Origin of the sequence: Streptomyces sp. NPDC093109, assembly GCF_040701725.1 — a bacterium.
Taxonomy (GTDB): domain Bacteria; phylum Actinomycetota; class Actinomycetes; order Streptomycetales; family Streptomycetaceae; genus Streptomyces.
The window spans coordinates 49,964-73,258 of sequence record NZ_JBFBEZ010000031.1 but is presented as its reverse complement, the minus strand read 5'-3'; the positions used below and the strand labels follow the sequence as shown (position 1 = coordinate 73,258).

General features: G+C 69.3%; 13 protein-coding genes. 8 read left to right on the top strand and 5 right to left on the bottom strand.

Annotated elements, in window-relative coordinates; translation table 11 throughout:
* Positions 1 to 21 precede the first annotated feature (21 nt).
* The gene (locus AB0389_RS26765; RefSeq protein ID WP_366398037.1) at positions 22 to 2,028 is read right to left on the bottom strand and encodes an alpha/beta fold hydrolase; all 2,007 of its coding nucleotides are present in this window, start codon (positions 2,026 to 2,028) and stop codon (positions 22 to 24) included.
* A gap of 32 nt (positions 2,029 to 2,060) precedes the next feature.
* On the bottom strand, positions 2,061 to 3,278 hold the full coding sequence (gene solA / locus AB0389_RS26760; protein WP_366398036.1) for an N-methyl-L-tryptophan oxidase: 1,218 nt from the start codon (positions 3,276 to 3,278) through the stop codon (positions 2,061 to 2,063).
* A gap of 335 nt (positions 3,279 to 3,613) precedes the next feature.
* Here solA and AB0389_RS26755 point away from each other — a divergent pair, with 335 nt between their 5' ends.
* From AB0389_RS26755 to AB0389_RS26740, 4 genes are all read left to right on the top strand, one after another.
* Positions 3,614 to 4,849: an amidohydrolase family protein gene (locus AB0389_RS26755; protein ID WP_366398035.1), complete on the top strand. Its 1,236-nt coding sequence runs from the start codon at positions 3,614 to 3,616 to the stop codon at positions 4,847 to 4,849.
* A 182-nt stretch (positions 4,850 to 5,031) separates the two neighbouring features.
* The gene (locus AB0389_RS26750) at positions 5,032 to 6,375 is read left to right on the top strand and encodes an MFS transporter (RefSeq protein WP_366398034.1); all 1,344 of its coding nucleotides are present in this window, start codon (positions 5,032 to 5,034) and stop codon (positions 6,373 to 6,375) included.
* A complete protein-coding gene (locus AB0389_RS26745) occupies positions 6,372 to 7,298 on the top strand; it encodes a hypothetical protein (protein ID WP_366398033.1) in 927 nt (308 codons plus the stop codon). Before AB0389_RS26750 ends, AB0389_RS26745 begins: the two co-directional genes overlap by 4 nt.
* A gap of 98 nt (positions 7,299 to 7,396) precedes the next feature.
* Complete coding sequence (locus AB0389_RS26740; RefSeq protein ID WP_366398032.1) at positions 7,397 to 9,580, top strand: prolyl oligopeptidase family serine peptidase; 2,184 nt, start codon at positions 7,397 to 7,399, stop codon at positions 9,578 to 9,580.
* Positions 9,581 to 9,645: 65 nt separating this feature from the next.
* On the opposite strand, the gene AB0389_RS26735 is transcribed toward AB0389_RS26740, so the two are convergent.
* Positions 9,646 to 11,175 carry a UDP-N-acetylglucosamine 1-carboxyvinyltransferase gene (locus AB0389_RS26735; RefSeq protein WP_366398031.1) on the bottom strand — a complete coding sequence of 510 codons (1,530 nt, stop codon included), beginning with the start codon at positions 11,173 to 11,175 and terminating at the stop codon, positions 9,646 to 9,648.
* A 192-nt stretch (positions 11,176 to 11,367) separates the two neighbouring features.
* Between AB0389_RS26735 and AB0389_RS26730 the strand changes: the two genes are divergently transcribed.
* The 3 genes from AB0389_RS26730 to acnA all read left to right on the top strand — a co-directional run bounded on the left by AB0389_RS26730 (position 11,368) and on the right by acnA (position 16,212).
* Positions 11,368 to 11,976: a helix-turn-helix transcriptional regulator gene (locus tag AB0389_RS26730; RefSeq protein ID WP_366398030.1), complete on the top strand. Its 609-nt coding sequence runs from the start codon at positions 11,368 to 11,370 to the stop codon at positions 11,974 to 11,976.
* On the top strand, positions 11,973 to 13,334 hold the full coding sequence (locus tag AB0389_RS26725; protein WP_366398029.1) for an MFS transporter: 1,362 nt from the start codon (positions 11,973 to 11,975) through the stop codon (positions 13,332 to 13,334). Before AB0389_RS26730 ends, AB0389_RS26725 begins: the two co-directional genes overlap by 4 nt.
* 163 nt (positions 13,335 to 13,497) lie before the next feature.
* Entirely contained in the window at positions 13,498 to 16,212 is a 2,715-nt protein-coding gene (gene acnA / locus AB0389_RS26720; RefSeq protein ID WP_366398028.1) for an aconitate hydratase AcnA, read from the top strand.
* Between the two features lie 95 nt (positions 16,213 to 16,307).
* Here the strand turns inward: acnA and AB0389_RS26715 are convergent, their stop codons facing one another.
* The gene (locus tag AB0389_RS26715) at positions 16,308 to 17,222 is read right to left on the bottom strand and encodes an SAM-dependent methyltransferase (protein ID WP_366398027.1); all 915 of its coding nucleotides are present in this window, start codon (positions 17,220 to 17,222) and stop codon (positions 16,308 to 16,310) included.
* Between the two features lie 160 nt (positions 17,223 to 17,382).
* Entirely contained in the window at positions 17,383 to 21,213 is a 3,831-nt protein-coding gene (locus AB0389_RS26710; RefSeq protein WP_366398026.1) for a GH92 family glycosyl hydrolase, read from the bottom strand.
* A gap of 522 nt (positions 21,214 to 21,735) precedes the next feature.
* Between AB0389_RS26710 and ngcE the strand changes: the two genes are divergently transcribed.
* Positions 21,736 to 23,181 carry an N-acetylglucosamine/diacetylchitobiose ABC transporter substrate-binding protein gene (gene ngcE / locus AB0389_RS26705; protein ID WP_366398025.1) on the top strand — a complete coding sequence of 482 codons (1,446 nt, stop codon included), beginning with the start codon at positions 21,736 to 21,738 and terminating at the stop codon, positions 23,179 to 23,181.
* The last annotated feature ends 114 nt before the right edge of the window (positions 23,182 to 23,295 follow it).

The window sequence follows — 23,295 nt, the reverse complement described above, 5'->3', positions numbered from 1 at the left end:
GCCACCGGGCGCTCGGCCGGGTCACGCCGGCATGTGCCGGCCGAACCACAGGGTGACGCGGGTGAGGAAGTCGGCCATGGCCGAGTAGCTCCGGATGCCGTGCCCCTCCTCGGGATAGATCACGAGGGAGGACTCGACGCCGTGAGCCGTGAGCGCCTGATGGAACTCACGCGCCTGAGCGGCGGGCGTGCACCGGTCGAGCGCGCCGGCGACGTTCAGGCACGGCGTCCGTACCGCGCTCGCCCGGAGTACGGGGCTGCGCGTGTGGGCCATCGTCCCCGGTGTCTCGGGATCCGCCTTCAGGAACGCCTTGCCCCAGCCGGCGACATTGCTCGTGAACGACTGGCTGTACCAATCGGTCACGGGCGAGACAGGAACGGCCGCGGCGAAGCGCTGATCCTGAGTGACCAGCCACGAGGACATGAATCCGCCGTAGCTTCCGCCGATCAGTCCGACACGAGCGGGATCGACGAGACCGCGGCCGACGAGGTCGTCGATGCCCGAGAGGATGTCGGCGGTGTCCCGGCCGCCCATGTCTCCTACGACCCGGCCGGCGAAGTCCTGGCCGCGTCCCCCGCTTCCGCGCGGGTTCGGGCTCAGCACCGCGTAGCCCCGCGAGACCAGCAGCGGAACCCACGGGTACCGCATCGACCACGAGTCCTGGAAGGCCCACACCGGGCCGCCGTGGATGTTGACGACGAGCGGGAACGGCCCGTCGCCCTCCGGTACGGCGAGCACTCCTTCGACGCGCAGTCCGTCGGGCGCCTCCCAGGAGACGGCAGCCGACGAGCCGCAGACCGACAGCAGATAGTCCGTTCCGTCGTGCCGGACGGAAGCGAGGACCTCCGCCGAGGTCCCCGAGACCCTGACGAGCTGATGCGGAAGCCGGTAGGCGTCCTCGACGACGAGCGCCACGCCCGACGACGTGAACGCGGCGTCCGGGTAACGGTAGCCCGAGGAGCGGGAGGTGGACCGAAGCTCGGTCACGGCGCCGGTCTTCGCGTCGTAGCGCGCCAGTACGGAGTCGAGCCCCCGCTGTCCGGCGTATCCAAGACGGTGGGGAGAGAACCATCGGGCGGCTGTGACATCCGTCCCCGCCGTGTCGACGGCCGATCGCGCGCCGGACGCGAGATCGATGACGATCAGGTCGCCGGCCATCACCTGGCGGTCGCTGCACACGCCCTCCACGACGCTCGCGTACCGGCCGTCCGGAGAAGCGGCGGGAAGCGCCAACTGGACCTGGCTCAGCAGCAGATCGCGATGTGACCTGTCCGAGGGATCGATGATCGCGAGTGTGGAGTCGTACCACGAGTCCTCGCTCGGAGAACCGCTGGTGATGGCGAGAAGGCGATCCGGACCGCACCAGCTCGCCTCCCAGCAGTTCACCCCCTCGGGTGAGGCCGGAGAGAGCGTGCCGGTGGTGACGTCGTAGATCCACAGGGTGCGCCAGGCGGACTCGGGAACACCGCTCTCCACCGTCGGGTGCCACGTCGGCAGGCCGGGACCGGTCCTCGCGGTCGTGCCGGACCCCTGGCCGCCCGAGAGATCCGCTCCGTTGCCCGCCACACCGATGAGCACACGGTCACCCGCGGGCGACCAGTGCAGGTACTCGACGGTCCCGTCGACGCGCGGGGCGGCTTCGGCTCGCGGGGCGGCCTCGGCCGGCGCCACGGCTTCGGCGTCGGCCTCGGCTTCGGCGGGAGAGCTCAGATGGAGCTGGAACCCTTCCTCGCCGTGCGGGGCACGCAGGAACGCGAACCGTGTGCCGTCCGGCGCGAACCGCCCGCCCCGTGACGCGCCGTCCGACGGTGCCGCGGGAACGAGCGCCCCCTTCCGGACGGTGAACAGCCGGGGGACCGGCACGCCCTGGAGCCGGTCCAGCACCGACCCCGTGACGAGCACCTGTGAGCCGTCCGCGGACACCTCGGGCTCCGAGAGGGCGTGCGGCCGTCCGAAGGCCGGCGCGTGCCAGCGCAGCAGATGGTCTTCGACCGCGGCGAACTCATCGAGCCCACGAACGTCGTGCACGGTTCTCTCCTTCTGGCCGGTCTCCGCCGAAACTATCGCTCGGCGGCCCTGACGGCGATCGACTCGTGATCCTGCGTGCCCAGGCGGAACGTGGGTACGAACGCGGGATCGACGATCGCGGGCCGCGTCAGGCTGAACGACGTGATGTCGTGGGCGGTGTGGCCGCGTGTCGTGAGATCGGCGAGGATCTGTCCGACGAGGCTCGCGAACTTTCCGGCGTGCCCCGCGCCGTTGAAGACGGCGACATGCGGATGTCCCGGAACCGTGTCCAGGACGAAGTCGCGGTCGGCGGGCATGTCGTACACGCAGGTCTTGCTCAGAAGCAGCGGACCGGCCGCTCCGGGAAGATACTCCGCGAGGAACGCCCGCAGCAGACGCGGTTCCTCGCTGTCGCCGTGGAAGACACGCTCGTCGCTGGTGATGAAGTGGCCACGCATGTCGCGCGCGATCTTGACCGCGGCCTCGCCGTAGACCGGGAACCCGTAATGGATCTGTGAGCCGTGGTGGATCCAGATCGGGAACCGGTCGGGTGTGAAGTCGACGAGCCGGGGGGCCGCGAAGTAACCCACCTGCTCCTGCGAGAGTGTGAGGCGGAAGTTCAGCCCGAGGTCGGGCATCAGGTCACCGAGCCACGAGGCGGCGGCGACCACGAGGTTGTCGGCGTGGATCTCGCCGCCGCTCGTCGTGACGGTGACACCGCCGTCGTGGATGCCGATCGACAACGCCTTCGTACGCGGGCGGAACTCCACGCCGTTCGCGGTCGCGAGCGAGGTGTGTGCCGAGACCGACTTGCGGATGTCGAGGATTCCACCGTCGGCCTGGTAGAGGCCCAGGGTGTCGTCGGAGACGCGCCACTGCGGATACCGCTCACGGATCTCGTCGGCCGTCAGGTTCTCGTACGCGATCGAGGCGGCATCCATCGCCGCCCTGTACTCGTCGATCTCCGCCGCCGCCGAACTCCCGGCCGCCGCGAGGTCGATGCCGCCCGTACGCAGGTAGAGCGGGAGACCGGAGCGTTCCTCGATCCGCTCCCACGCGTCGAACATGGCGTTCGTGAGCCGCGTGTAGTCGTCGCGGTGGTACGCCCGCCGGATCAGGCGCGAGTGGTCGCCGGAGGATCCGAACGTGTTGACGAGATCGAACTGCTCCAGGACGACGACACGTTCGGCGCCGGCCTCCGAGAGCCAGTAGGCGGCGGCTGAGCCGATCGCCCCCGCGCCGATGACGATGTGCGAGTACCCCTTGCTCATGCTGCCTCCCGTTTCACGTGCCCTACAGCTACATTCGCCGGTCGGATGTCCGTGATTCGACAACGTGGTGTGTGAGATCGGGGCGTTGTTTTCGACAGGTGTCGCATCCGCCGCCGCAGCGTCGCCCACTCATGACAGATGTCGAGAACCGGTACCGCTCGTTTCGGCAGATGGCGGAATCACCCCGCCCGCGTCTCGCAGTAGGTTCCTGACGAAGACACCGACGACGCGGATCGGCGCACCGCCGTCCGCCGTCGCTCCGCAGGCCACGAGGCCCGGACGGACCGACCCGACAGGACCGAGAACATGTCGAACGAGACCACGGCGGCTGTTTTATGAGCTCGGACTACTGGATCGTCGGAGCGCGGATCATCGACGGCACGGGCCGGGATCCTGTCGACGGGTCGGCGATCCACGTCGTTGACGGGCGCATCGCGCACCTCGGCCCCGCTCCCGCCGGCGCCCGGACCCTCGACGCCGGAGGACTGTCGGTCACCCCCGGGCTGATCGACGCCCACGTCCATATCGGGCAGTCGAGCGAAATCGGACCGAGCCTGAGGCGCGAGCTCTCGCCCGCGGAGATCGCCGCGGACATGTTCACGACGTGCGGCACCACGCTCGACGGGGGATTCACCACGGTGAGAGACGTCGGAGGCATCGACGCGGGGGTCGCCCGAGTCGTCGCGTCCGGAAAGGTCAGAGGGCCGCGGATCCTCCAGAGCGGCCCGATCCAGTGCCAGACGGGTGGCCACGGTCACCTCGCCGCGGACTGGGAGCCGACGGCCGACTGGCATGACCACGCGATCCCGGGACTGCGCGCGCTCTCGCTGCTCTCCGACGGCCCCTCGGAGGTGCGCAAGAACGTCCGCGAAACGTTCCGGCGCGGCGCGGACTTCATCAAGATGTGCGTTACCGGGGGAGTCGTGTCCACGCACGACAGACTGACCGACACACAGTTCAGCGTCGAGGAGATCGCGGTCGCCGTCGAGGAAGCGGCTGCCCGCGGGACGTATGTGACGGTGCACGCGCACAACAACGCGGGAATCCGCAACGCCGTCCGCGCCGGGGCGAAGTGTGTCGAACACGGATCCGAGATCGACGAGGAGACGGCGGCGCTCATGGCCGGCCGTGGAGTCGCGCTCGTACCCACTCTCTCGGTCGTGAAGGCGCTGCTCGAAGACCCGACGGAGGCAGGGCTCCCGGCCGGGACGAAGGAGCGGGTCGGACCGGTACTCGACGGGCAGATCGCCGCCCTGAGGATCGCGCGGGCTGCGGGCGTCAAGGTCGGCGTGGGCTCCGACCTCATCGGGCCCCGCCAGCGGTTTCGCGGCCGGGAGATCACACTGCGCAGCGAGATCGAGACACCGATGCTCGCTCTGGTCGCCGCGACACGCGTCAACGCCGAGATCCTCCGGCTCGACCACGAGATCGGCACCATCGAGACCGGCAAGCGCGCGGATCTGACGGTGTGGTCGACCGATCCCCTGGCCGATCCGGACGCGTTCGGCGATCCCGGACAGATCGAGTTCGTCATCAAGGGCGGCGAGGTCGTGAAGGACGCGCGTCGCTGATCGACGCGCGAGGGCAGACCTGACCCGCCTTCCGAGGACAGAAGCTGAGGAAACAACCGATGTTGTACCGTCTCGATCGGAAGCGCGGCCGGAAGGCCGCGGCCGACGCGCCCGGATCCGCCCAGCCCCTCCGCCGCGGTCTCTTGACCGCGTTCACACTGCCGACGTTGATTCTCGGCGTCATGCACGGCCCGGAGGGCCTCATCCAGGGCGTCTACGCGAAGCACGCCGGCATCTCGCTCGGCGCGCTGGCCGCGGCGATGCTGCTGACGAAGATGTTCGATGCGCTCACCTACCCGCTCATCGGATACTTCTCCGACCGCACGTACGCGCGCACCGGCACCCGACGGTCGTGGAGCATCGCGGGCACCGTCGTGTCGGTCGTCGGGATCTGGTTCCTCTTCCGTCCGCCGCAGCATGCGACGGTCGGTTACTTCGGGATCTCGATGGCCGTGACCTACCTCGGCTGGAAGATGATCGAGATACCCCTTCAGGCATGGAGCTATGGGCTCTCCGCCGACTACAAGCAACGCGGCCGTGTGCAGGGATGGCGCGGCATGGCGCAGGTCGTCGGCCAACTCCTGTTCTTCATCATGCCGTTCCTCGCACTGCAGTGGGGTGTCTCGGACAGCACAGAGGTCGACTTCCGCAGTCTCGGCCTGGTCGCGACGGTCTGCGCGGTGGCGCTCCCCGTCGCGATCGTGATCCTCATCGTCCGCGTACCCGCGCGCGCCGCGGTGCCCCGGGACGCGACGGAGGCCGTCGGGCCACGATTCCGCCTGCAGGAGACGTTCGTCGCGGTGCGGGGCAATCCCCCGTTGCTGCGACTGCTCGCGGCGTTCCTGCCGGTGAACCTGCTGGCGGGCATGAGCACCGGTCTCGCCTACCTCTACATAGACACCTACCTCGGCCTGAGCGCCGAGCTACCGGGCATCATGGCCACCGCGCTGCTGGCGAGCGTGGTGGGGATCCCGCTCTGGACGGTGCTGTCCGTACGGTTCGAACGTCATCGGGTCTGGGCGTGCGCGCTGGTCCTCGGTGCCCTGGCATGCGGCGCGTTCGCGCTCGTGGGGCCGGGGCCGGGTGCGCTCCTCGCGTGCTTCGTCCTGTTCCCGGTGATCACCTTGGTGCTCACCGGTTCCGTCATCGTCTACACGATGTCGGCGGACATCGTCGACTACGGCAGGCTCCACACCGGCCAGGACCACGGCGGACTGTACGGGTCGATGTTCGCGTTCCTGCAGAAGTCGCTCATGGGCGTCGCGGGGGCCCTCGGGCTCGCACTGGTCGGCGCCTTCGGGTTCGACGCCACGGCCGCGGTGCAGACCGTGCCCGCGGTCATCGGCATCAAGATCGCGTTCGCGATCGCCCCCGCTCTCGGGTTCCTCGGTGCCGCCGCCATCATCTGGAACTACCCGCTCGACAAGCGGAGTATCGACGAGATGCAGGCGGCGCTCGCGGCGCGAGCCGAGGGCTCCGAGGGCTCCGAGGCGCCCGACGCCCCGAAAGTGGATGGTGGATCATGACCAACGGTGAACCGGGCGGAGAACGCGCCGCGCTGAGCCTCCCCCTGATCGATCCCGCCCCCCGGTCGATGACCTTGACGGACGGCAGGCGCGTGACATGGCAGGAGTTCGGCGCGCCCGGCGGAAGGCCGGCGCTCTATTTCCACGGCGCCGGGGCGACGAGTCTGGAAGCCGGGATCTTCCACCGTGAGGCGGTGCGCCATGACGTGCGTCTGATCGCCGTGAACCGGCCGGGCGCCGCCGGTTCGAGCCTCTGCGCCGGACGACGGGTGGCGGACTACTCGCTCGACCTCGTCGAAGTGCTCGATGAGCTTCAGGTCGACCGGTTCGCGTGTTTCGGCGAGTCCAACGGCGGGATGATGACGATGGCCGCGGCGGCGACCATGGGCGCGCGGGTGCTGGGCGCCGCACCCATCAACCCCACGGTGCCCTGGTTCGATCCGGTGGCCCGGAGTGTGTCGTCCTCGTCGGCGGCGATCGGCTACCGATTCGTCAAGTACCTCCCGAGGGCGGTCGCCGCGTTGGACGCGAGCGCCGCCTCCCGCCGAGGCACGCGGAAGCCGCCGCCCGCTCCGCCGGGAGAGCCGCACGACCGGGCGGACCTTGAGGGACCGCCTCCCGGAATCGAGAAGGATGTCGGCGAGTTCCAGCTGCGCGTGATGACGGAGCGGGCCGGAAAGCAGGCGCTTCTCGCGGAGATGGCGTGGGCGAGTACGGACTGGGGCTTCGACCCGTACGCGATCCCGGTCCCCCTGGACTTCTTCTGCGGTGTGCACGACGCTCAGGCTCCGTTCGCGCTCGTCCTCACGGACCGCAATCCGGATGCGCGCTTCCACCACTTCTCCTTCGGGCACAGCGGGTACTCACATCCGGATGCCCGGCGCCGGATCCTCGGGACAGTCGCCGGCTACTTCGGGCCGTGAGCCGACGGGGGAGCGCTCGACAGCTGTAGCGTTCGGCGTGCGGATCTTCCTACGGCGGACGGACGTCCGTAATCCCGGTACTCGGTAGCGTCGGGGCCATGTTGACGATGCTCGAGCGCTACCGGCACGCGGCCGCTCTCGCCCCCGGAAAGCTCACGTCTCTCATGCGCAACCGACGCGTGGACCCGGTGTGGACAGGCGACGGCGATGACTTCTGGTACCGAAGGGAGACCCGCGACGGCGAGCAGTTCGTACGTGTCGACCCGGTGGCGGGGACGAGAAGGACCGGCGGGAGTCTTGCCGAGCTCGGTATCCACAGCGCATCCACGGTGGTTGTCCCGGGAGTGCTGCTCGGTCCGGACGGCCGCGGGCTGCGGCGCCGCGATCACAACCTGTGGCTGGTCGACGGCGAGCGCGAGACGCAGCTCACCTTCGACGGGGAACCGGATTTTGCCTGGGGCGCGCTGTCCGCCGACAGCAACATGGTCGTACCCTTCCGGCGGATGGGGCTCGACCTGCCTCCGGTCGGCACCGTCCATTCGCCGTCCGGCCGCCGTGTCATCACCATGCGACCCGACGAACGGCGCATGGCGACCAAGTACATGGTCGAGAACCTTCCGCCGTCGGGGGAGGCACGGCCGCAGGTCCACGCATGGAAGGTCCAGCTCGATGACGAGGGCGCTCCGCCTCCCCCCGAATGCCGTGTGATCGATCTGGACACGGGCAAGTGGGCGTCCGTGGACGCCGTGGACGGTCTCGTGTCGCAGCTGATGGTCAACGGCAGCAGTGAGATCACCTGGTCCGCCGATGAGTCGCGGCTCTACCTCCTGCATCACCGGCAGGGCGGATCCCGTGCGGCCATCGTCGAGATCGACACCGTCACCGGCGAACGTCGCGATGCCGTGGTGCTCGACGAGGGGCCGTTGTACGAGCCGAACCAGTTCCTCTACAGCCTGCCGCTCGTCCGCGTGCTTCCCGACAGCGGAGAGGCGCTGCTGTTCTCGCAAGGTGACGGGTGGGGCCACCTCTATCTCCATGACCTCACGACCGGCGAGCGCAAGAACCGCGTCACCGAGGGTGACATCGTCGTGCGCGACATCCTGCACCTCGACACCGAGCGACGCGAGATCACCTATCTGGCGGGGACGTCGTCGGACGGCGGCAATCCGTACTGGCGCCGGCTCTACCGCGCCGGCCTCGACGGCGGCACACAGCGTCTGCTGACCCCCGAGCCGGCCGACCACGATCTCGTGGCGCCGGACCCGCAGTTCTTCCACCTGGTCTTCGGACAGGGAAAGCCGCCTGTCCGGAGCATCAGCCCGAGCGGCCGTTTCTTCGTCGATCATCAGTCGACCGTCAGTGATCCGCCGGTCATCCTGTTGCGCGACGCGGAGAACGACGGCCGCGTCGTGTGCGAGCTCGAACGCACCGACGTCGGCCCCCTGCTCGACGCCGGGTACATGGTGCCGCAAGCGTTCCGCGTCAAGGCCGACGACGGCGTCACCGATCTCTGGGGTGTGCTGTCCCTGCCGCGGCATCCGGTCGACTCGGACAGCATCCCGATCATCGAGGACGTGTACGCCGGCTATCAGACGACCCACTCCCCGCACGCGTTCATCGGCGGCAGCAAGATGGCCGCCCGACAGGTCTACCTTCCCGCCTACAACGCACTGGGCTTCGCCACGGTCATGCTCGACGGGCGAGGCACCCCCGGCCGCGACCGCGCGTTCCGGCAGTGGACCTTCCAGCACTTCCACACCGGCCGCGGTCTCGAGGACCACGTGACAGCGATCACGGCACTGGCCGGCGAACACCCGCGGCTGGACCTCGGCAGAGTCGGCGTCGTCGGGCACTCCTACGGCGGGTACAACGCCGCGAGGATGATTCTGATGTTCCCGGACTTCTACCGGGCGGCGGTGAGCAGCGCCGGCGTCCACGATCCACGGAAGATGCCGTTCGGCAGATGGGACTGGCACCTCGGTGGGGATGCCGACCGTGGGAGCGACGCCTATCTCGGACTCGGCAACGTACAACTCGCCGACCGGCTCGCGGGCGACCTGCTCATCATGTGCGGAGAGATCGACGAGAACGCCACGGTCGATCACTCCTACGCCCTGGCGGACGCGCTGATCCGCGTGGGCAAGAGGTTCGACTTCAAGATCTGGCCCGGCGCCGACCACTACCGGATGGGCCCCTACCAGTCCATGAACATCTGGGACCACTTCGTGCGAAGCCTGCACGACGAGAAGCCGCCGCGCGGTTTCGTGCCGGATCCGGGCTGACCGCGGGTGCGCCGATTCAGACACCGCCGCACCCCGCCCGACCGGGGTGCGGCGGCATCCGCGGATCAGATGTCGCGGAAGATCTCGATCTGCGCGCCCACCGAGTTCAGGCGCTCCGCCAGATCCTCGTAACCCCGGTTGATGACATAGACGTTGCGCAGTACGGACGTCCCCTCCGCCGCCATCATCGCCAGCAGCACGACCACCGCGGGCCGCAGCGCCGGCGGGCACATCATCTCGGCCGCGCGCCAGCGGGTCGGGCCCTCGACCAGGACCCGGTGCGGGTCGAGGAGCTGGAGCCGGCCGCCGAGCCGGTTGAGGTCGGTGAGGTAGATGGCGCGGTTGTCGTAGACCCAGTCGTGGATCAGCGTCTGGCCCTGGGCCACCGCCGCGATCGCCGCGAAGAACGGCACGTTGTCGATGTTCAGGCCGGGGAACGGCATCGGGTGGATCTTGTCGATCGGCGCCTCCAGCTTGGAGGGGCGTACGGTCAGATCGACCAGCCGCGTACGGCCGTTGTCGGCCGCGTACTCGGTCGTACGGTCGTGGTCGAGCCCCATCTCCTCCAGTACCGCCAGCTCGATCTCCAGGAACTCGATCGGCACCCGGCGGATCGTCAGCTGCGACTCGGTCACCACGGCGGCGGCGATCAGGCTCATCGCCTCGACCGGGTCCTCGGAGGGGGAGTAGTCGACGTCGACGTCGATGGAGGGCACGCCGTGCACGGTCAGGGTGGTCGTGCCGATGCCGTCGACCCGTACGCCCAGCGCTTCGAGGAAGAAGCACAGGTCCTGGACCATGTAGTTGGACGAGGCGTTACGGATGACGGTCGTGCCGTCGTGGCGGGCGGCGGCCAGCAGCGCGTTCTCGGTGACGGTGTCGCCGCGCTCGGTCAGCACGATGGGGCGGTCCGGCGCCACCGACCGGTCGACCTGCGCGTGGTAGAGGCCCTCGGTCGCCGCGATGTCCAGCCCGAACCGGCGCAGCGCGATCATGTGCGGCTCGATGGTGCGCGTACCGAGGTCGCAACCGCCCGCGTACGGCAGCCGGAAGGAGTCCATCCGGTGCAGCAGCGGGCCGAGGAACATGATGATGGAGCGGGTACGGCGGGCCGCCTCGGCGTCGATCGACGCCATGTCCAGCTCGGCGGGCGGCACGATCTCCAGGTCCACACCGTCGTTGATCCAGCGGGTACGGACCCCGATGGAGCCGAGCACCTCCAGGAGCCGGAAGACCTCCTCGATGCGCGCGACCCGGCGCAGGACCGTACGGCCCTTGTTGAGCAACGAGCCGCACAGCAGCGCCACACAGGCGTTCTTGCTCGTCTTGACGTCGATGGACCCGGAGAGCCGGCGTCCGCCGACGACCCGCAGATGCATGGGCCCGGCGTAGCCGAGCGACACGATCTCACTGTCGAGCGCCTCACCGATGCGCGCGATCATCTCAAGGCTGATGTTCTGATTGCCGCGCTCGATACGGTTCACGGCACTCTGGCTGGTGGCCAGCGCGTCGGCGAGTTGACTCTGCGTCCAGCCCCGATGCTGGCGGGCGTCGCGAATGAGCTTGCCGATGCGTGCGAGGTAGTCGTCTTCCATGGCGTCAGATTATCTCATCCATGAGATAAGAGCCTTGCTGGGGTGGCCTATCGGTGTGTCGCGCCACCCCGGCCCCGACCTCCCCGATCCTCGGCCCGCCCCACCGGCCCGGCAACCGGAGCGCCGCCGTACGGGCGGTGGCCTATGCGTGAACGTTGACTCTCACGCATTGTGAGAGGAGACTCTCACGTCATGCAATCCAGTAACCCCCTGGGCGATTTCGAGATCACCGACCCGCAGGCGATGCGGGCGCTGGCGCACCCGGTGCGGCTGGCGATCCTCGGCCGGTTGCAGCGGTACGGGCCGGCGACCGCGACCCAACTCGCGCCCGATGTGGGGGCGACCCCGACGGTGACCAGCTGGCATCTGCGCCATCTGGCGGGCTTCGGTCTGGTCCGCGACAGCGAACCCGGCCCGGACCGCCGCTACCGGCGGTGGGAGGCGGTGGCGGGCGGCTTCCGGTTCGAGGCGCCCGAGGACCCGGCGGACGAGGAGGGCCGGTCGGCCGCGCGGCTGCTGTCGCGGCAGATGTTCCGGCTCTCCGCCGGCCTTCCCGGCCGATGGTCCGCCGAGGTCGAGCCCGGACTCGCCCCGAAGTGGCGCGGGCAGGCCGGGCTGGCCAACACCCGCGTCGTCGTCTCCGCCGAGGAACTCGCCGCCATCCAGGACGGGATCGAGCGCGTCCTCGCGCCGTACGTCACCCGCGACCCGGACGAGCGGCCCGCCGACGGCCGCGGCGTACGGCTGCTGCGCTACGTCCTGCCGGAAGCCGTCGACGAGCAGACCGGGGGGACACAGTGAGCGGTGACACGGTGAGCGGCGAGGCCGTGGGCAGCGACGCCGCGAGGAGCGACGTGGCGGGCGGCCCGGACGGGAAGCCCGCGATATCGCTCTGGCGGGACCGGCGGTTCCGCCTCTTCTGGGCCGGTCAGTCGGTCTCGCAGTTCGGCGACCGGATCACCGAACTCGCCCTGCCCCTGATCGCCGTGGGCGCCCTGAACGCCTCCGCCAACCAGGTGGCGTGGCTGACCGCACTCATCTGGGCCCCGAACCTGCTCGCGATCCTCCTCGGGGCCTGGGTCGACCGCAGGCCCCGTAAACGCCCCCTGATGATCCTCGCCGACCTGGTGCGCGCCGTCGTCCTGCTCAGCGTTCCGGCGGCCTACTTACTGGGGACGGTGACGCTGGGGCAGCTGTACGCCGTGGCGTTGCTGACCGGCGCCGCCGGGGTGCTGTTCAACACCGCCTATCAACCGTTCTTCGTACGGCTGGTGCCGCGCGCGTCCTATGTCGACGCGAACAGCAAGCTCAGCGCCGGCAGATCCATGTCGTACGTCGTGGGGCCGGCCATCGGCGGTGTCCTGGTCCAGGTGCTGACCGCACCCGTCACCATGGTCGTGGACGCCCTGACCTTCCTGGTGTCGGCGGTTCTGATCGGCCGGGTCCGGACCGACGAGTCCGCGGCGGCGCCCACCGCCCCGGCGACGCCCGGTACCCCGGCGGAGCCCGCGCTGTTGCGGCGTGCCGGGGAAGGCCTGTCGTTCATCGTCCGGCACCCGGTGCTGCGGGCCTGCCTCGGCTGCGCGGCGACCGTCAACTTCTTCACCCTTTTCGCCGGCAGCGGAATGATGGTGCTCTTCGCCGACCGGATCCTCGGGCTGGCCCCGCAAGTGATCGGGATCGCCTTCGGGGTCGGCGCGACCGGAGCGCTGGTCGGCGCGGTGTGCGCGCCGGGGATCGGTCGCCGGTTCGGTGTGGGGCGGAGCGTCGCCGTGGGTGCGGTGCTGTTTCCGGCGCCGCTCGCCCTCGCCGCGGTGGCCGACGGGCCGCTCTGGTTTCGCGCCGGGGCGCTGGCCGCGGCCGAGTTCCTCTGCGGGGTCGGTGCCATGCTGCTCGAGGTCAACCTCAACTCCCTCCAGGCCGCCGTGATCCCCGACGGCATGCGCAGCCGCGTGGCCGGCGCGTTCAGTACGGTCAACTACGGCATCCGCCCCGTCGGCGCCGTCGTCGGCGGCCTGCTCGCGACCCTGCTGGGGCTGCGCGCGACCCTTCTCGTCGCCGCCGCGGGCGGGGCGCTGTCGGTGCTCTGGCTGCTGGCCTCGCCGATACCGCGCATCCGGTCGCTGGAGGGCGCGCCGGGCCCGGGCATGACCGAGTAGCGGTCATGTACTAGAGTTATCTCGACATCGAGATATCTGCCGAAGGCGTACCGCAGCCGCCAAATCGGTAAGGGTTACCTAACTAAGCCTTACCTTAGCGGATCGGCGAGGAGCCGGGGCGGCAGCATGACGGTAGTACCGCACATTGATGAAGGAGACTGTCGTGTCGGCGAACAGCTTCGACGCCCGCGCCACGCTGCGCGTAGGTGACGAGTCGTACGAGATCTTCAAGCTGGACAAGGTCGAGGGCTCCGCGCGCCTCCCTTACAGCCTGAAGGTGCTGCTGGAGAACCTGCTCCGCACCGAGGACGGCGCGAACATCACCGCCGACCACATCCGCTCCATCGGCTCCTGGGACTCCCAGGCCCAGCCGAGCCAGGAGATCCAGTTCACGCCGGCCCGCGTGATCATGCAGGACTTCACCGGCGTGCCCTGCGTCGTGGACCTCGCGACCATGCGTGAGGCCGTGAAGGAGCTGGGCGGCGACGCGGCGAAGATCAACCCGCTCGCCCCGGCCGAGCTGGTCATCGACCACTCCGTGATCGCCGACAAGTTCGGCACGCACGAGGCGTTCGCGCAGAACGTCGAGCTGGAGTACGGCCGCAACCGCGAGCGCTACCAGTTCCTGCGCTGGGGCCAGACCGCCTTCGACGAGTTCAAGGTCGTCCCGCCGGGCACCGGCATCGTCCACCAGGTCAACATCGAGCACCTGGCCCGTACGGTCATGGTCCGCGGCGGCCAGGCGTACCCCGACACCCTCGTCGGCACCGACTCGCACACCACCATGGTCAACGGCCTGGGCGTGCTGGGCTGGGGCGTCGGCGGCATCGAGGCCGAGGCCGCGATGCTCGGCCAGCCGGTTTCCATGCTCATCCCGCGCGTCGTCGGCTTCAAGCTGACCGGCGAGCTGCCGGCCGGCACCACCGCCACCGACCTGGTCCTCACGATCACCGAGATGCTCCGTAAACACGGCGTCGTCGGCAAGTTCGTCGAGTTCTACGGTGAGGGCGTCTCCGCGACCTCCCTCGCCAACCGCGCCACCATCGGCAACATGTCGCCGGAGTTCGGCTCCACGGCCGCGATCTTCCCGATCGACGACGAGACGCTGAAGTACCTCCGCCTGACCGGCCGCGACACGCAGCAGGTCGCCCTGGTCGAGGCGTACGCCAAGGAGCAGGGCCTCTGGCTCGACCCGGCCGCCGAGCCCGACTTCTCGGAGCGGCTGGAGCTCGACCTCTCCACGGTCGTCCCCTCCATCGCAGGACCGAAGCGCCCCCAGGACCGCATCATCCTGGCCGAGGCCAAGGCGAAGTTCGCCGAGGACGTACGGAACTACGTCTCCGACGACGAGGAGGCGGGCAAGGAGTCCTTCCCGGCCTCCGACGCCCCCGCCGCCGCCAACGGTGTGCCGACCCGCCCGACCACCGTCACGGCCCCCGACGGCTCGACGTACGAGATCGACCACGGCGCCGTCACCGTCGCCGCGATCACCTCCTGCACCAACACCTCGAACCCGTACGTCATGGTCGCCGCCGCGCTCGTGGCCAAGAAGGCGGTCGAGAAGGGCCTGACCAGCAAGCCGTGGGTCAAGACCACGCTCGCCCCCGGCTCGAAGGTCGTCACCGACTACTTCGACAAGGCGGGCCTCACCCCGTACCTCGACAAGGTCGGCTTCAACCTCGTCGGCTACGGCTGCACCACCTGCATCGGCAACTCGGGCCCGCTGCCCGAGGAGGTCTCCAAGGCCGTCAACGAGCACGATCTCGCCGTGGTCTCGGTCCTCTCCGGCAACCGCAACTTCGAGGGCCGGATCAACCCCGACGTCAAGATGAACTACCTGGCCTCCCCGCCGCTGGTCGTCGCGTACGCCCTCGCCGGCTCGATGAAGGTCGACATCACCAAGGACGCCCTGGGCATCGACCACGACGGCAAGCCCGTCTACCTCCAGGACATCTGGCCCACCGAGGCCGAGGTCAACGACGTCGTGGCCAACGCCATCGGCGAGGACATGTTCAACAAGTCCTACGCCGACGTCTTCGCCGGCGACGCCCAGTGGCAGGCGCTGCCGATCCCCACCGGCAACACCTTCGAGTGGGACCCGCAGTCCACCTACGTCCGTAAGCCCCCGTACTTCGAGGGCATGACGATGGAGACCACCCCGGTCGAGGACATCGCCGGCGCCCGCGTGCTGGCGAAGCTGGGCGACTCGGTCACCACCGACCACATCTCCCCGGCCGGCGCCATCAAGGCCGACACCCCCGCGGGCAAGTACCTCACCGAGCACAGCGTCGAGCGGCGCGACTTCAACAGCTACGGTTCCCGCCGCGGCAACCACGAGGTCATGATCCGCGGCACCTTCGCCAACATCCGCCTGCGCAACCAGATCGCGCCGGGCACCGAGGGCGGCTACACCCGCGACTTCACCGTCGAGGGCGCGCCCGTCGCCTTCATCTACGACGCCTCGCGCCACTACATCGAGCAGGGCATCCCGCTGGTCGTCCTGGCCGGCAAGGAGTACGGCTCGGGCTCGTCCCGCGACTGGGCCGCCAAGGGCACCGCGCTCCTCGGCGTCAAGGCCGTCATCGCCGAGTCGTACGAGCGCATCCACCGCTCGAACCTCATCGGCATGGGCGTCCTCCCGCTCCAGTACCCGGAAGGCGCCTCCGCCGAGGCCCTCGGCCTCACCGGCGAGGAGTCCTTCACCTTCACCGGCGTCACCGAGCTCAACAACGGCACCACCCCCCGCACGGTCAAGGTCACGACCGACACGGGCGTCGAGTTCGACGCGGTCGTCCGCATCGACACCCCGGGCGAGGCGGACTACTACCGCAACGGCGGCATCATGCAGTACGTGCTGCGCAGCCTGATCCGCAAGTAGGCACCACGCGCCACGAGCAGCCACGCCGAGGGCGGTGTCCCGTACGTACGTGTACGGGGCACCGCCCTCGGCGGTTCGCGGGGCCCGGCCCGCTCCTACGGCTTGCGGGCCACGGCCGCGTACACGTTGATGTCCGCGTCCGTGACGTCGCGGATGTCCGCGTACTTGGTCCGCTCGATGGCGTCCAGGCCGGCGAGGTACTCCGCGTCCGGGGTCTCCGGGACGGTCGCCACGTGGTCGGGGCGCCAGTGGTGGGCCGGGACGATGCCGGGGGCGGCGAGTTCCAGGCCGCTGTCGGTGAAGAACTTCAGGAGGCGCTCGCGGGAGCGCAGCACGAAGGTGAAGCCGCGCTCGTGGTAGGTCTGCGCGACCTTGCCGATCTGGACCGGGTTGAGGTCCTCGGTGAGATGGCTCAGGGCGACACAGCTGCCGGAGGGCAGCGCGTCCACCAGGTGCTTGACGATGCCGTACGCCTCGTCGTCCTCGATGAAGTGCAGGATCGCCACGAGCACCAGGGCCACCGGGCGGGAAAGGTCCAGCGTCTTCGACGCGTCGCGCAGAATGGCCGCCGGGTCGCGGAAATCGGCGTCGATGTAGTCGGTCACGCCGTCCGGGCCGCTGGTCAGCAGGGCGCGCGCGTGGGCCAGCACCACCGGGTCGTTGTCGACGTATACGATCCGGGACTCCGGTGCGATGTGCTGGGCTATCTGATGCACGTTCTGCTCGGTCGGGAGGCCGGTGCCGATGTCCAGGAACTGGCGGATACCCGACTCCGCCGCCAGCGAGCCCACCGCCCGCCGCAGGAAGTCGCGGTTGTGCCGGACGTCCAGATAGCCGCGGGGATTGGCCGACAGCGCGGCGGCAGCCGCCTCGCGGTCCACCGGGTAGTGGTTCTTCCCGTTGAGGAAGACGTCGTAGACCCGCGCCGGGTGGGCCCTGGAGGTGTCGATCCTCCCGGGCTCGTCGGGGTCCGGTGCGCCGGGATCCCGGCTGGGGACATCGCCACTCATGAAACCGTCCTTGGAAGCAGAAGCCGCACGCCGTGAAGGCGGCAATCGACCACAACATAGCCGCCGCGCAAGGGTGTTGGCGGCCAAGCGTACGGATTCTGGCCGTGTGCGGCGGGCCGCCGGGCAAGCGGCCCGCCGCACACGGTTCCGGACGCGACGCCTAGCGCAGCAGCTCCACCTCCGCCAGTGTCGCCGGCGCGTCGCTCACCAGGCGGTAGTGCGCGTACGTCCCCGGAACCGGCACCGTGAAGACCCGTGTCTGCTTGTCCCAGGAGAAGGACTCACCGGCCCGGGTGTCCAGGACCCGCCAGGCCGTTCCGTCCGCCGAGCCCTCCAGCCGCCAGCCCGTGGGCGCGGTGGCCGCCGTCGCCGACGTCAGGGTGTACTGGACGGCCCGCACCGGCGACGCGACCGGCAGGTCCACGGACTCGACCGGGGCCGACGTCGACGCCGCGTCGTCGAAGAGCGCGCCAGGGCCGCGCAGCGCGTCCGTACGCGGCGACGGCACCTTGTCGTCCCGGGTGACGGAGGACGGCGCCGCGTTCGCGCCCGTACCCCAGGACGAGGGGCGCGGGCCCATCGCGAACTCCAGGGTTCCGCCGCGTGCGAGCAGGTCGTGGGGGAGCGCGGTGGAGTGCCACGGCTTCCCGTTCACCTTCAGGCCCTGGACGTAGACGTTCCGTTCGCTGTTCTTCGGCGCCTTCACCACCAGGGTCCGGCCGTTGTCCATCCGTACGGTCGCCTTCGTGAAGAGCGGCGAGCCGATCGCGTACTCGTTGCCGCCCATCACCAGCGGGTAGAAACCGAGCGCGGAGAAGACGTACCAGCCGGACATCTCGCCGTTGTCCTCGTCGCCCGGGTAGCCCTGGCCGATCTCGCTGCCGGTGTAGAGGCGGCTCAGCACCTCCCGTACCTTCTCCTGCGTCTTCCACGGCTGCCCGGCCGCGTCGTAGAGGTAGGGGATGTGGTGGGACGGCTGGTTGGAGTGGCCGTACATGCCCATCCGGACGTCGCGGGCCTCCGTCATCTCGTGGATGACCGAGCCGTACGAGCCCTTGAACTCGGACGTGGCCGTCTCGGGCGTCGAGAAGAACGTGTCCAGCTTCTGGGCCAGGCCCGCGCGCCCGCCGTACAGATTGGCCAGGCCCCGGGTGTCCGCGACGGCTGTGAACGCGAAGTTCCAGCCATTCGTCTCGGTGAAGTCGTAGCCCCACACCCGCGGGTCGAACTTCTCCGAAGGGACCCGCCAGTCGCCCTTGGTGTCGCGGCCCTGGAAGAAGCCGGCCTTCGCGTCGAAGAGGGAGACGTAGTACTGGGCGCGGTTGAGGAAGTACGCGGACTCCTCCTCGTACCGCGCCTTCTGCCGCTTGTCCGTGGTCTTCTTCGCCAGCGCCGCGCCCATCCTGGCCAGCCCGTAGTCGTTGAGGTATCCCTCCAGCGACCAGGAGAGACCCTCGTGGGTGGCGGTGGAGGCGTACCCGGTGAAGGTCGACGTGTCCATGCCCTTGCGGCCGACGCCCGAGCGCGGCGCGACCACCGTCGCGTTCTTGACGCCCGCCTCGTACGCGGCCTTCGCGTCGAAGCCGACGCCCTTGAGATACGCGTCGGCGAACGCCACGTCGGAGCTGGTGCCGGTCATCAGGTCGGCGTAGCCGGGGGAGGACCAGCGCGCGGTCCAGCCGCCGTCCTTGTACTGCTGGACGAAGCCGTCCACCAGCTTGCCGGCCTTCTTGGGGGTGAGCAGGGAGTACGCGGGCCAGGTGGTCCTGTAGGTGTCCCAGAAGCCATTATTTACGTAGATTTCGCCGTCCGCGATCTTGGCGCCGGTCCGTGTCGGGGTGTCCTGGCCGGTCGCCGGGGAGAACGGGCTGGCGTACTGGTACTTCGGGCGGGCCGGCGTACCGGTGTTCTCCGAACCGGAGTTGGGGTAGAGGTAGAGCCGGTAAAGGTTGGAGTAGAGCGTGGTCAGCCGGTCCCGGTCCGCGCCCTCGACCCGCACCCGGCCCAGGATGTCGTCCCAGGCGCGCTGCGCGCGGTCCCTGACCTGCTCGAAGCGGATACCGGCGGGCGCTTCCGCGGCGAGGTTGCGCTCCGCCTGGTCGAGGCTGATCAGCGAGGTCGCCAGCCGCACCGTGACCGTACGGTCGGCGCCCGCGTCGAGCCGCAGATAGCCCGTCACATCGCTGCCGCCGCCCCCGGTGAGCCGGCCGCTCGCGGTGACCGGCGCGTCGACGACGCCGTACACGAAGAGCCGGGTCGCGCCGGTCGACAGCCCGCTCTTCACGTCCGAGAAGCCGCTGAAGGAACGGGTCGCGGGGTCGAGGGTCAGTCCGCCCGCGTTGGAGACGTTGTCGAGGATCAGGCTGGCGTTGTCATCCGGATAGGTGATGCGCACCATCGCCGCGTGATCCGTCGGGGCCAGTTCGGTCCGCAGGCCGTTCTCGAAGGTGACGCCGTAGTAGTGCGGCTTCGCGGTCTCGTTCTCGTGCCGGAAGGGCAGCGCCCGTGCCGTACGGGACGCGTCGGGCGGGCCGGCGGCGGTCGAGGGCATCAGCTGGAAGGTTCCCCGGTCGCCCATCCAGGGGCTCGGCTCGTGGCTGGCGCTGAACGCCTGGAGCGTGGGCAGGTTGTCGGCGTTGTTGGCGCGGCTGTACTCGTACAGCCAGCTGGTGGAACCGGCGTTGGTCACCGGCGTCCAGAAGTTGAAGCCATTGGGCACTGCGGTGGCGGGAAAGTTGTTGCCGCGCGAGAAGGAGCCGCTGGAGTTGGTGCCCCGGGTGGTGGACACATAGTCCGAGACGCGGGCCAGGGGCTTCTCCGCCGGCTTCGGCCGCAGGCTGATGTCGTCGATCCAGCCCTGGAACGAGGCGGGGCCCCGGCGGGAGTCGTATCCGACCAGGATCCGCGCCACGGTCTTGCCGGCCGCGACCGCGCCGATCCGGGCGTCGACCTGGTTCCACTGGTTCACGTAGAGGCGTTTGGCATCGCCCTGGCCCTGCGGGGTCAGCGCCCCGCCGTGCGCGTCGGTCGCTCCCAGTTCACTCAGATAGGTGCCGTCGGTGAACGCGAGGTCGACGGAGACGTTCGTGGCCGCGTAGCTCAGATCGGGCGTGGGGGCGGCCGGCAGGGAGGGGAAGATCCGGTACGAGAGCGCGGTGTCGCGGCGTACCGGCAGCGTGACGTCGAAGACCTTGTTGTACGCGTACGCGCGCCCGGCCGGCCCGTGCGAGCCCGCGTACATCAGCGCGCGCTTCCCGGTGAAGCCCATGCCGGCCTTGGCGGTCGGGGAGGAGCCGGGGCCGCGGTCGGTGAGGGTGCGCATGTTCCGGGGCGCCGGGGTGTCCGTACTCCCGTCGGAGAACTGCACATCGGCCAGCTGGGTCGCGCCGGAGGCGCCGTTGTTCGCGGTGATGTCCAGCCGGTAGTGCCGGTACGCCGCCACGTGCTCGGCGGCCACGTCGAAGGAGCGGGTCAGGAAGCGCTGCCCGAAAGTCTCGCCCTTCCGGGTGTCCAGATCCCGCCACTCCTTGCCGTCCGTCGAACCCTGGAGCGTCCAGTCCCTGGGGTCGCGCTCGGGGAAGTCGTTGGCCGAGGTCAGCGCGTAGGTGGTGACCGCGGCCGGGGTGTCGAGATCGAACTCCACCCAGGCCTTCGGCTGGAACGCGAGCCATTTGGTGGACGGCTGAATATCGATCAGGTTTTCCTTGATCTCGCCGGCGCCCGAGTTCTCGCCGCTGGCCCGGAGTTCCACCACGCGCTCCGTGATATTGCCCGGAATTCCGCCGCTCAAGCCGCCCTCGACACCCGATGCCCGCTTCTCGCCGTCGGGCCCGACTTCCGTGGTGTTGCGCCAGTCCGGCTGGGATTCGTCCGCCTCGAAGGACGACGTGAATTCGCTGGACGCCGAGGGGGATTGCGCGGGGCGCGCCAGGGCGGCCGTTGGCGGTGCCGTCATGGCGATCAGTGCGGCGACCACCGCGGGGGCGGTCATATACCGATGTCTGCGTCGGGGTCCGATTCCCTTGGGCATGAGGGGATTTCCTCCTGCGTGCTCAGTTGGACAACGTTGTCAAACGAGAGGCGCAGGGTCCAGTAGGTGCCAAGTGGCTTGTGGTGTCAAGGGTGTTGGCGGTGTGGCTCGTACGGAATGAGCCACCGGTGGCAGAAAGACCGGGCCGAACCCCGCCCGGAGTCCGGCCAAAGCCTGGTCAAAGCCCGGCCAAAGCGCGATGGCGCGATCCGAACGAATGTTCAACAGCCCGGCCCGGATTTCCGCGAGGTCTCAACTAGGGAAAGACTGCCGCCCAAACCCGCTTTCGATCTTGCTCCGGCGGAGGGAAGTGGACTATACCTGTCGCGTCCGCCCCGGGCGGTTTCGAAGCGGCCCGATCGAGCACGGCAACCTGCACGACCAGCTTCATTCGACCGCGGTGGCGGGGCCCCTCTCCTTCGAGCGAGAAGGGCGGGGAGACCGGTACACCGCCTGAGTCCTGGAGAAGGCGAGGACTTGAGCATGGGATCCACCTCCGCTCAGTACAACGGGGGCCTCGGCCGGCGCGATGTCATCAAGCGCTCGGCCGCGATCGGGCTGATCACCGTCCCGACGATGAGTTTTCTGGCCTCGTGTGCCAGCAGTGACAGCGGAAGCGGCCCGAAGGCCGAGAAGGGCACCACCTCGGCCAAGAACCCGCTCGGCGTGAACGAGACCGCGCCGCTCGACTTCGTCCTGTTCGACGGCGGGTTCGGCACGGAGTACGCCACGGACGCCGTCAAGCAGTACGGGACGGCGTTCCCCAAGGCCAAGGTGGACTTCCGGGCCACCCAGAAGATCCGGACCGAACTCCAGCCGAGCTTCAACGGCGGCACCCCGCCCGACCTGATCGACAACTCGGGCGCCGAGCAGATGGACATGGGCGTCCTCGTCGGCAAGAACCAGCTCACCGACCTCACCCCGCTCCTCGACGCGCCGTCCGTCGACGATCCGGCCAAGAAGGTCCGCGACACGCTGCGCCCCGGCGTCCTGGAGATGGGCCAGTTCGACGGCGACCCCGTCTGGGTCCTGTACTACGCGTACACGGTGTACGGCGTCTGGTACTCGCAGACCGAGCTGGACAAGCTCGACGCGGAGTACCCCGAGGACTGGGACGCCATGCTGGCCCTCTGCGCGAAGGCCAAGAAGAAGGGCGTCGCGGGCTGGACGTACGCGGGCAAGTACCCGTACTACCTCCCCTTCTCGCTCTACCCGTTCATCGGCAAGATCGGTGGCCGCGAGGTACTCGACGCCATCGACAACCTGGAGCCGAACGCCTGGAAGCACCCGGCGGTCAAGGCCGCCTTCGAGGCGTACTACGAGCTGTACCAGAAGGGCTACATCCTCAAGGGCACCCCCGGACTCGACCACATCCAGTCGCAGACCGCGTGGACCGAGGGCAAGGCCCTCTTCCTCCCCAACGGCTCCTGGGTGGAGAACGAGGCGGCGAAGACCACCCCGAAGGACTTCCAGATGAAGGTGGCGGCGCCGTCCTCCCTGGACAGCTCGGACAAGCTGCCGTTCGGCGCCATCTGGGCCTCCGGCGGCGAGCCGTTCATCGTACCGGCCAAGGCCAAGAACCAGGCCGGCGCCATGGAGCAGCTGCGCCTCATGCTCAGCGAGGCGTCGTCGAAGAACTTCACCACGAAGGTGAAGTCCCTGACTTCTCTGAACGGCGGTACGGACGGCCTCGCCCTCTCCACCGCGCTCCAGGCAGGCGTGGACGCGCTCGCCAAGGCGGGTGACAACGTACTCAACCCGCGCATGCAGGACTGGTACGCGGAGCTCCAGAAGCAGAAGATCGGTACGGGCGCGCTCGGCGAGCTGATGGCCGGTCGCATGACGCCCGCCGAGGCCATGAAGAAGTGTCAGGAGTTCGCGGACGAGGCGGCCAAGGACGGCTCGCTCAAGCACTACAAGCACCAGTAGCAGCGCGGAAGCGGAAGCGGCGGCGCGGCACAGCGCAGAGGCACGGAAAGCAGGGAGAGACAGACGGCCGGAGGCCCCACCGCGGGCCTCCGGTCCCGGCCCGGCCTTCGGGCC

Coding starts and splice junctions, on each gene's coding strand:
- AB0389_RS26730 (WP_366398030.1), top strand. CDS start 11,368: ATGCAATCCAGTAACCCCCTGGGCGATTTCGAGATCACCGACCCGCAG.
- AB0389_RS26745 (WP_366398033.1), top strand. CDS start 6,372: ATGACCAACGGTGAACCGGGCGGAGAACGCGCCGCGCTGAGCCTCCCC.
- AB0389_RS26755 (WP_366398035.1), top strand. CDS start 3,614: ATGAGCTCGGACTACTGGATCGTCGGAGCGCGGATCATCGACGGCACG.
- AB0389_RS26715 (WP_366398027.1), bottom strand. CDS start 17,222: ATGAGTGGCGATGTCCCCAGCCGGGATCCCGGCGCACCGGACCCCGAC.
- AB0389_RS26735 (WP_366398031.1), bottom strand. CDS start 11,175: ATGGAAGACGACTACCTCGCACGCATCGGCAAGCTCATTCGCGACGCC.
- AB0389_RS26710 (WP_366398026.1), bottom strand. CDS start 21,213: ATGACCGCCCCCGCGGTGGTCGCCGCACTGATCGCCATGACGGCACCG.
- AB0389_RS26750 (WP_366398034.1), top strand. CDS start 5,032: ATGCACGGCCCGGAGGGCCTCATCCAGGGCGTCTACGCGAAGCACGCC.
- solA (WP_366398036.1), bottom strand. CDS start 3,278: ATGAGCAAGGGGTACTCGCACATCGTCATCGGCGCGGGGGCGATCGGC.
- ngcE (WP_366398025.1), top strand. CDS start 21,736: ATGGGATCCACCTCCGCTCAGTACAACGGGGGCCTCGGCCGGCGCGAT.
- AB0389_RS26740 (WP_366398032.1), top strand. CDS start 7,397: ATGTTGACGATGCTCGAGCGCTACCGGCACGCGGCCGCTCTCGCCCCC.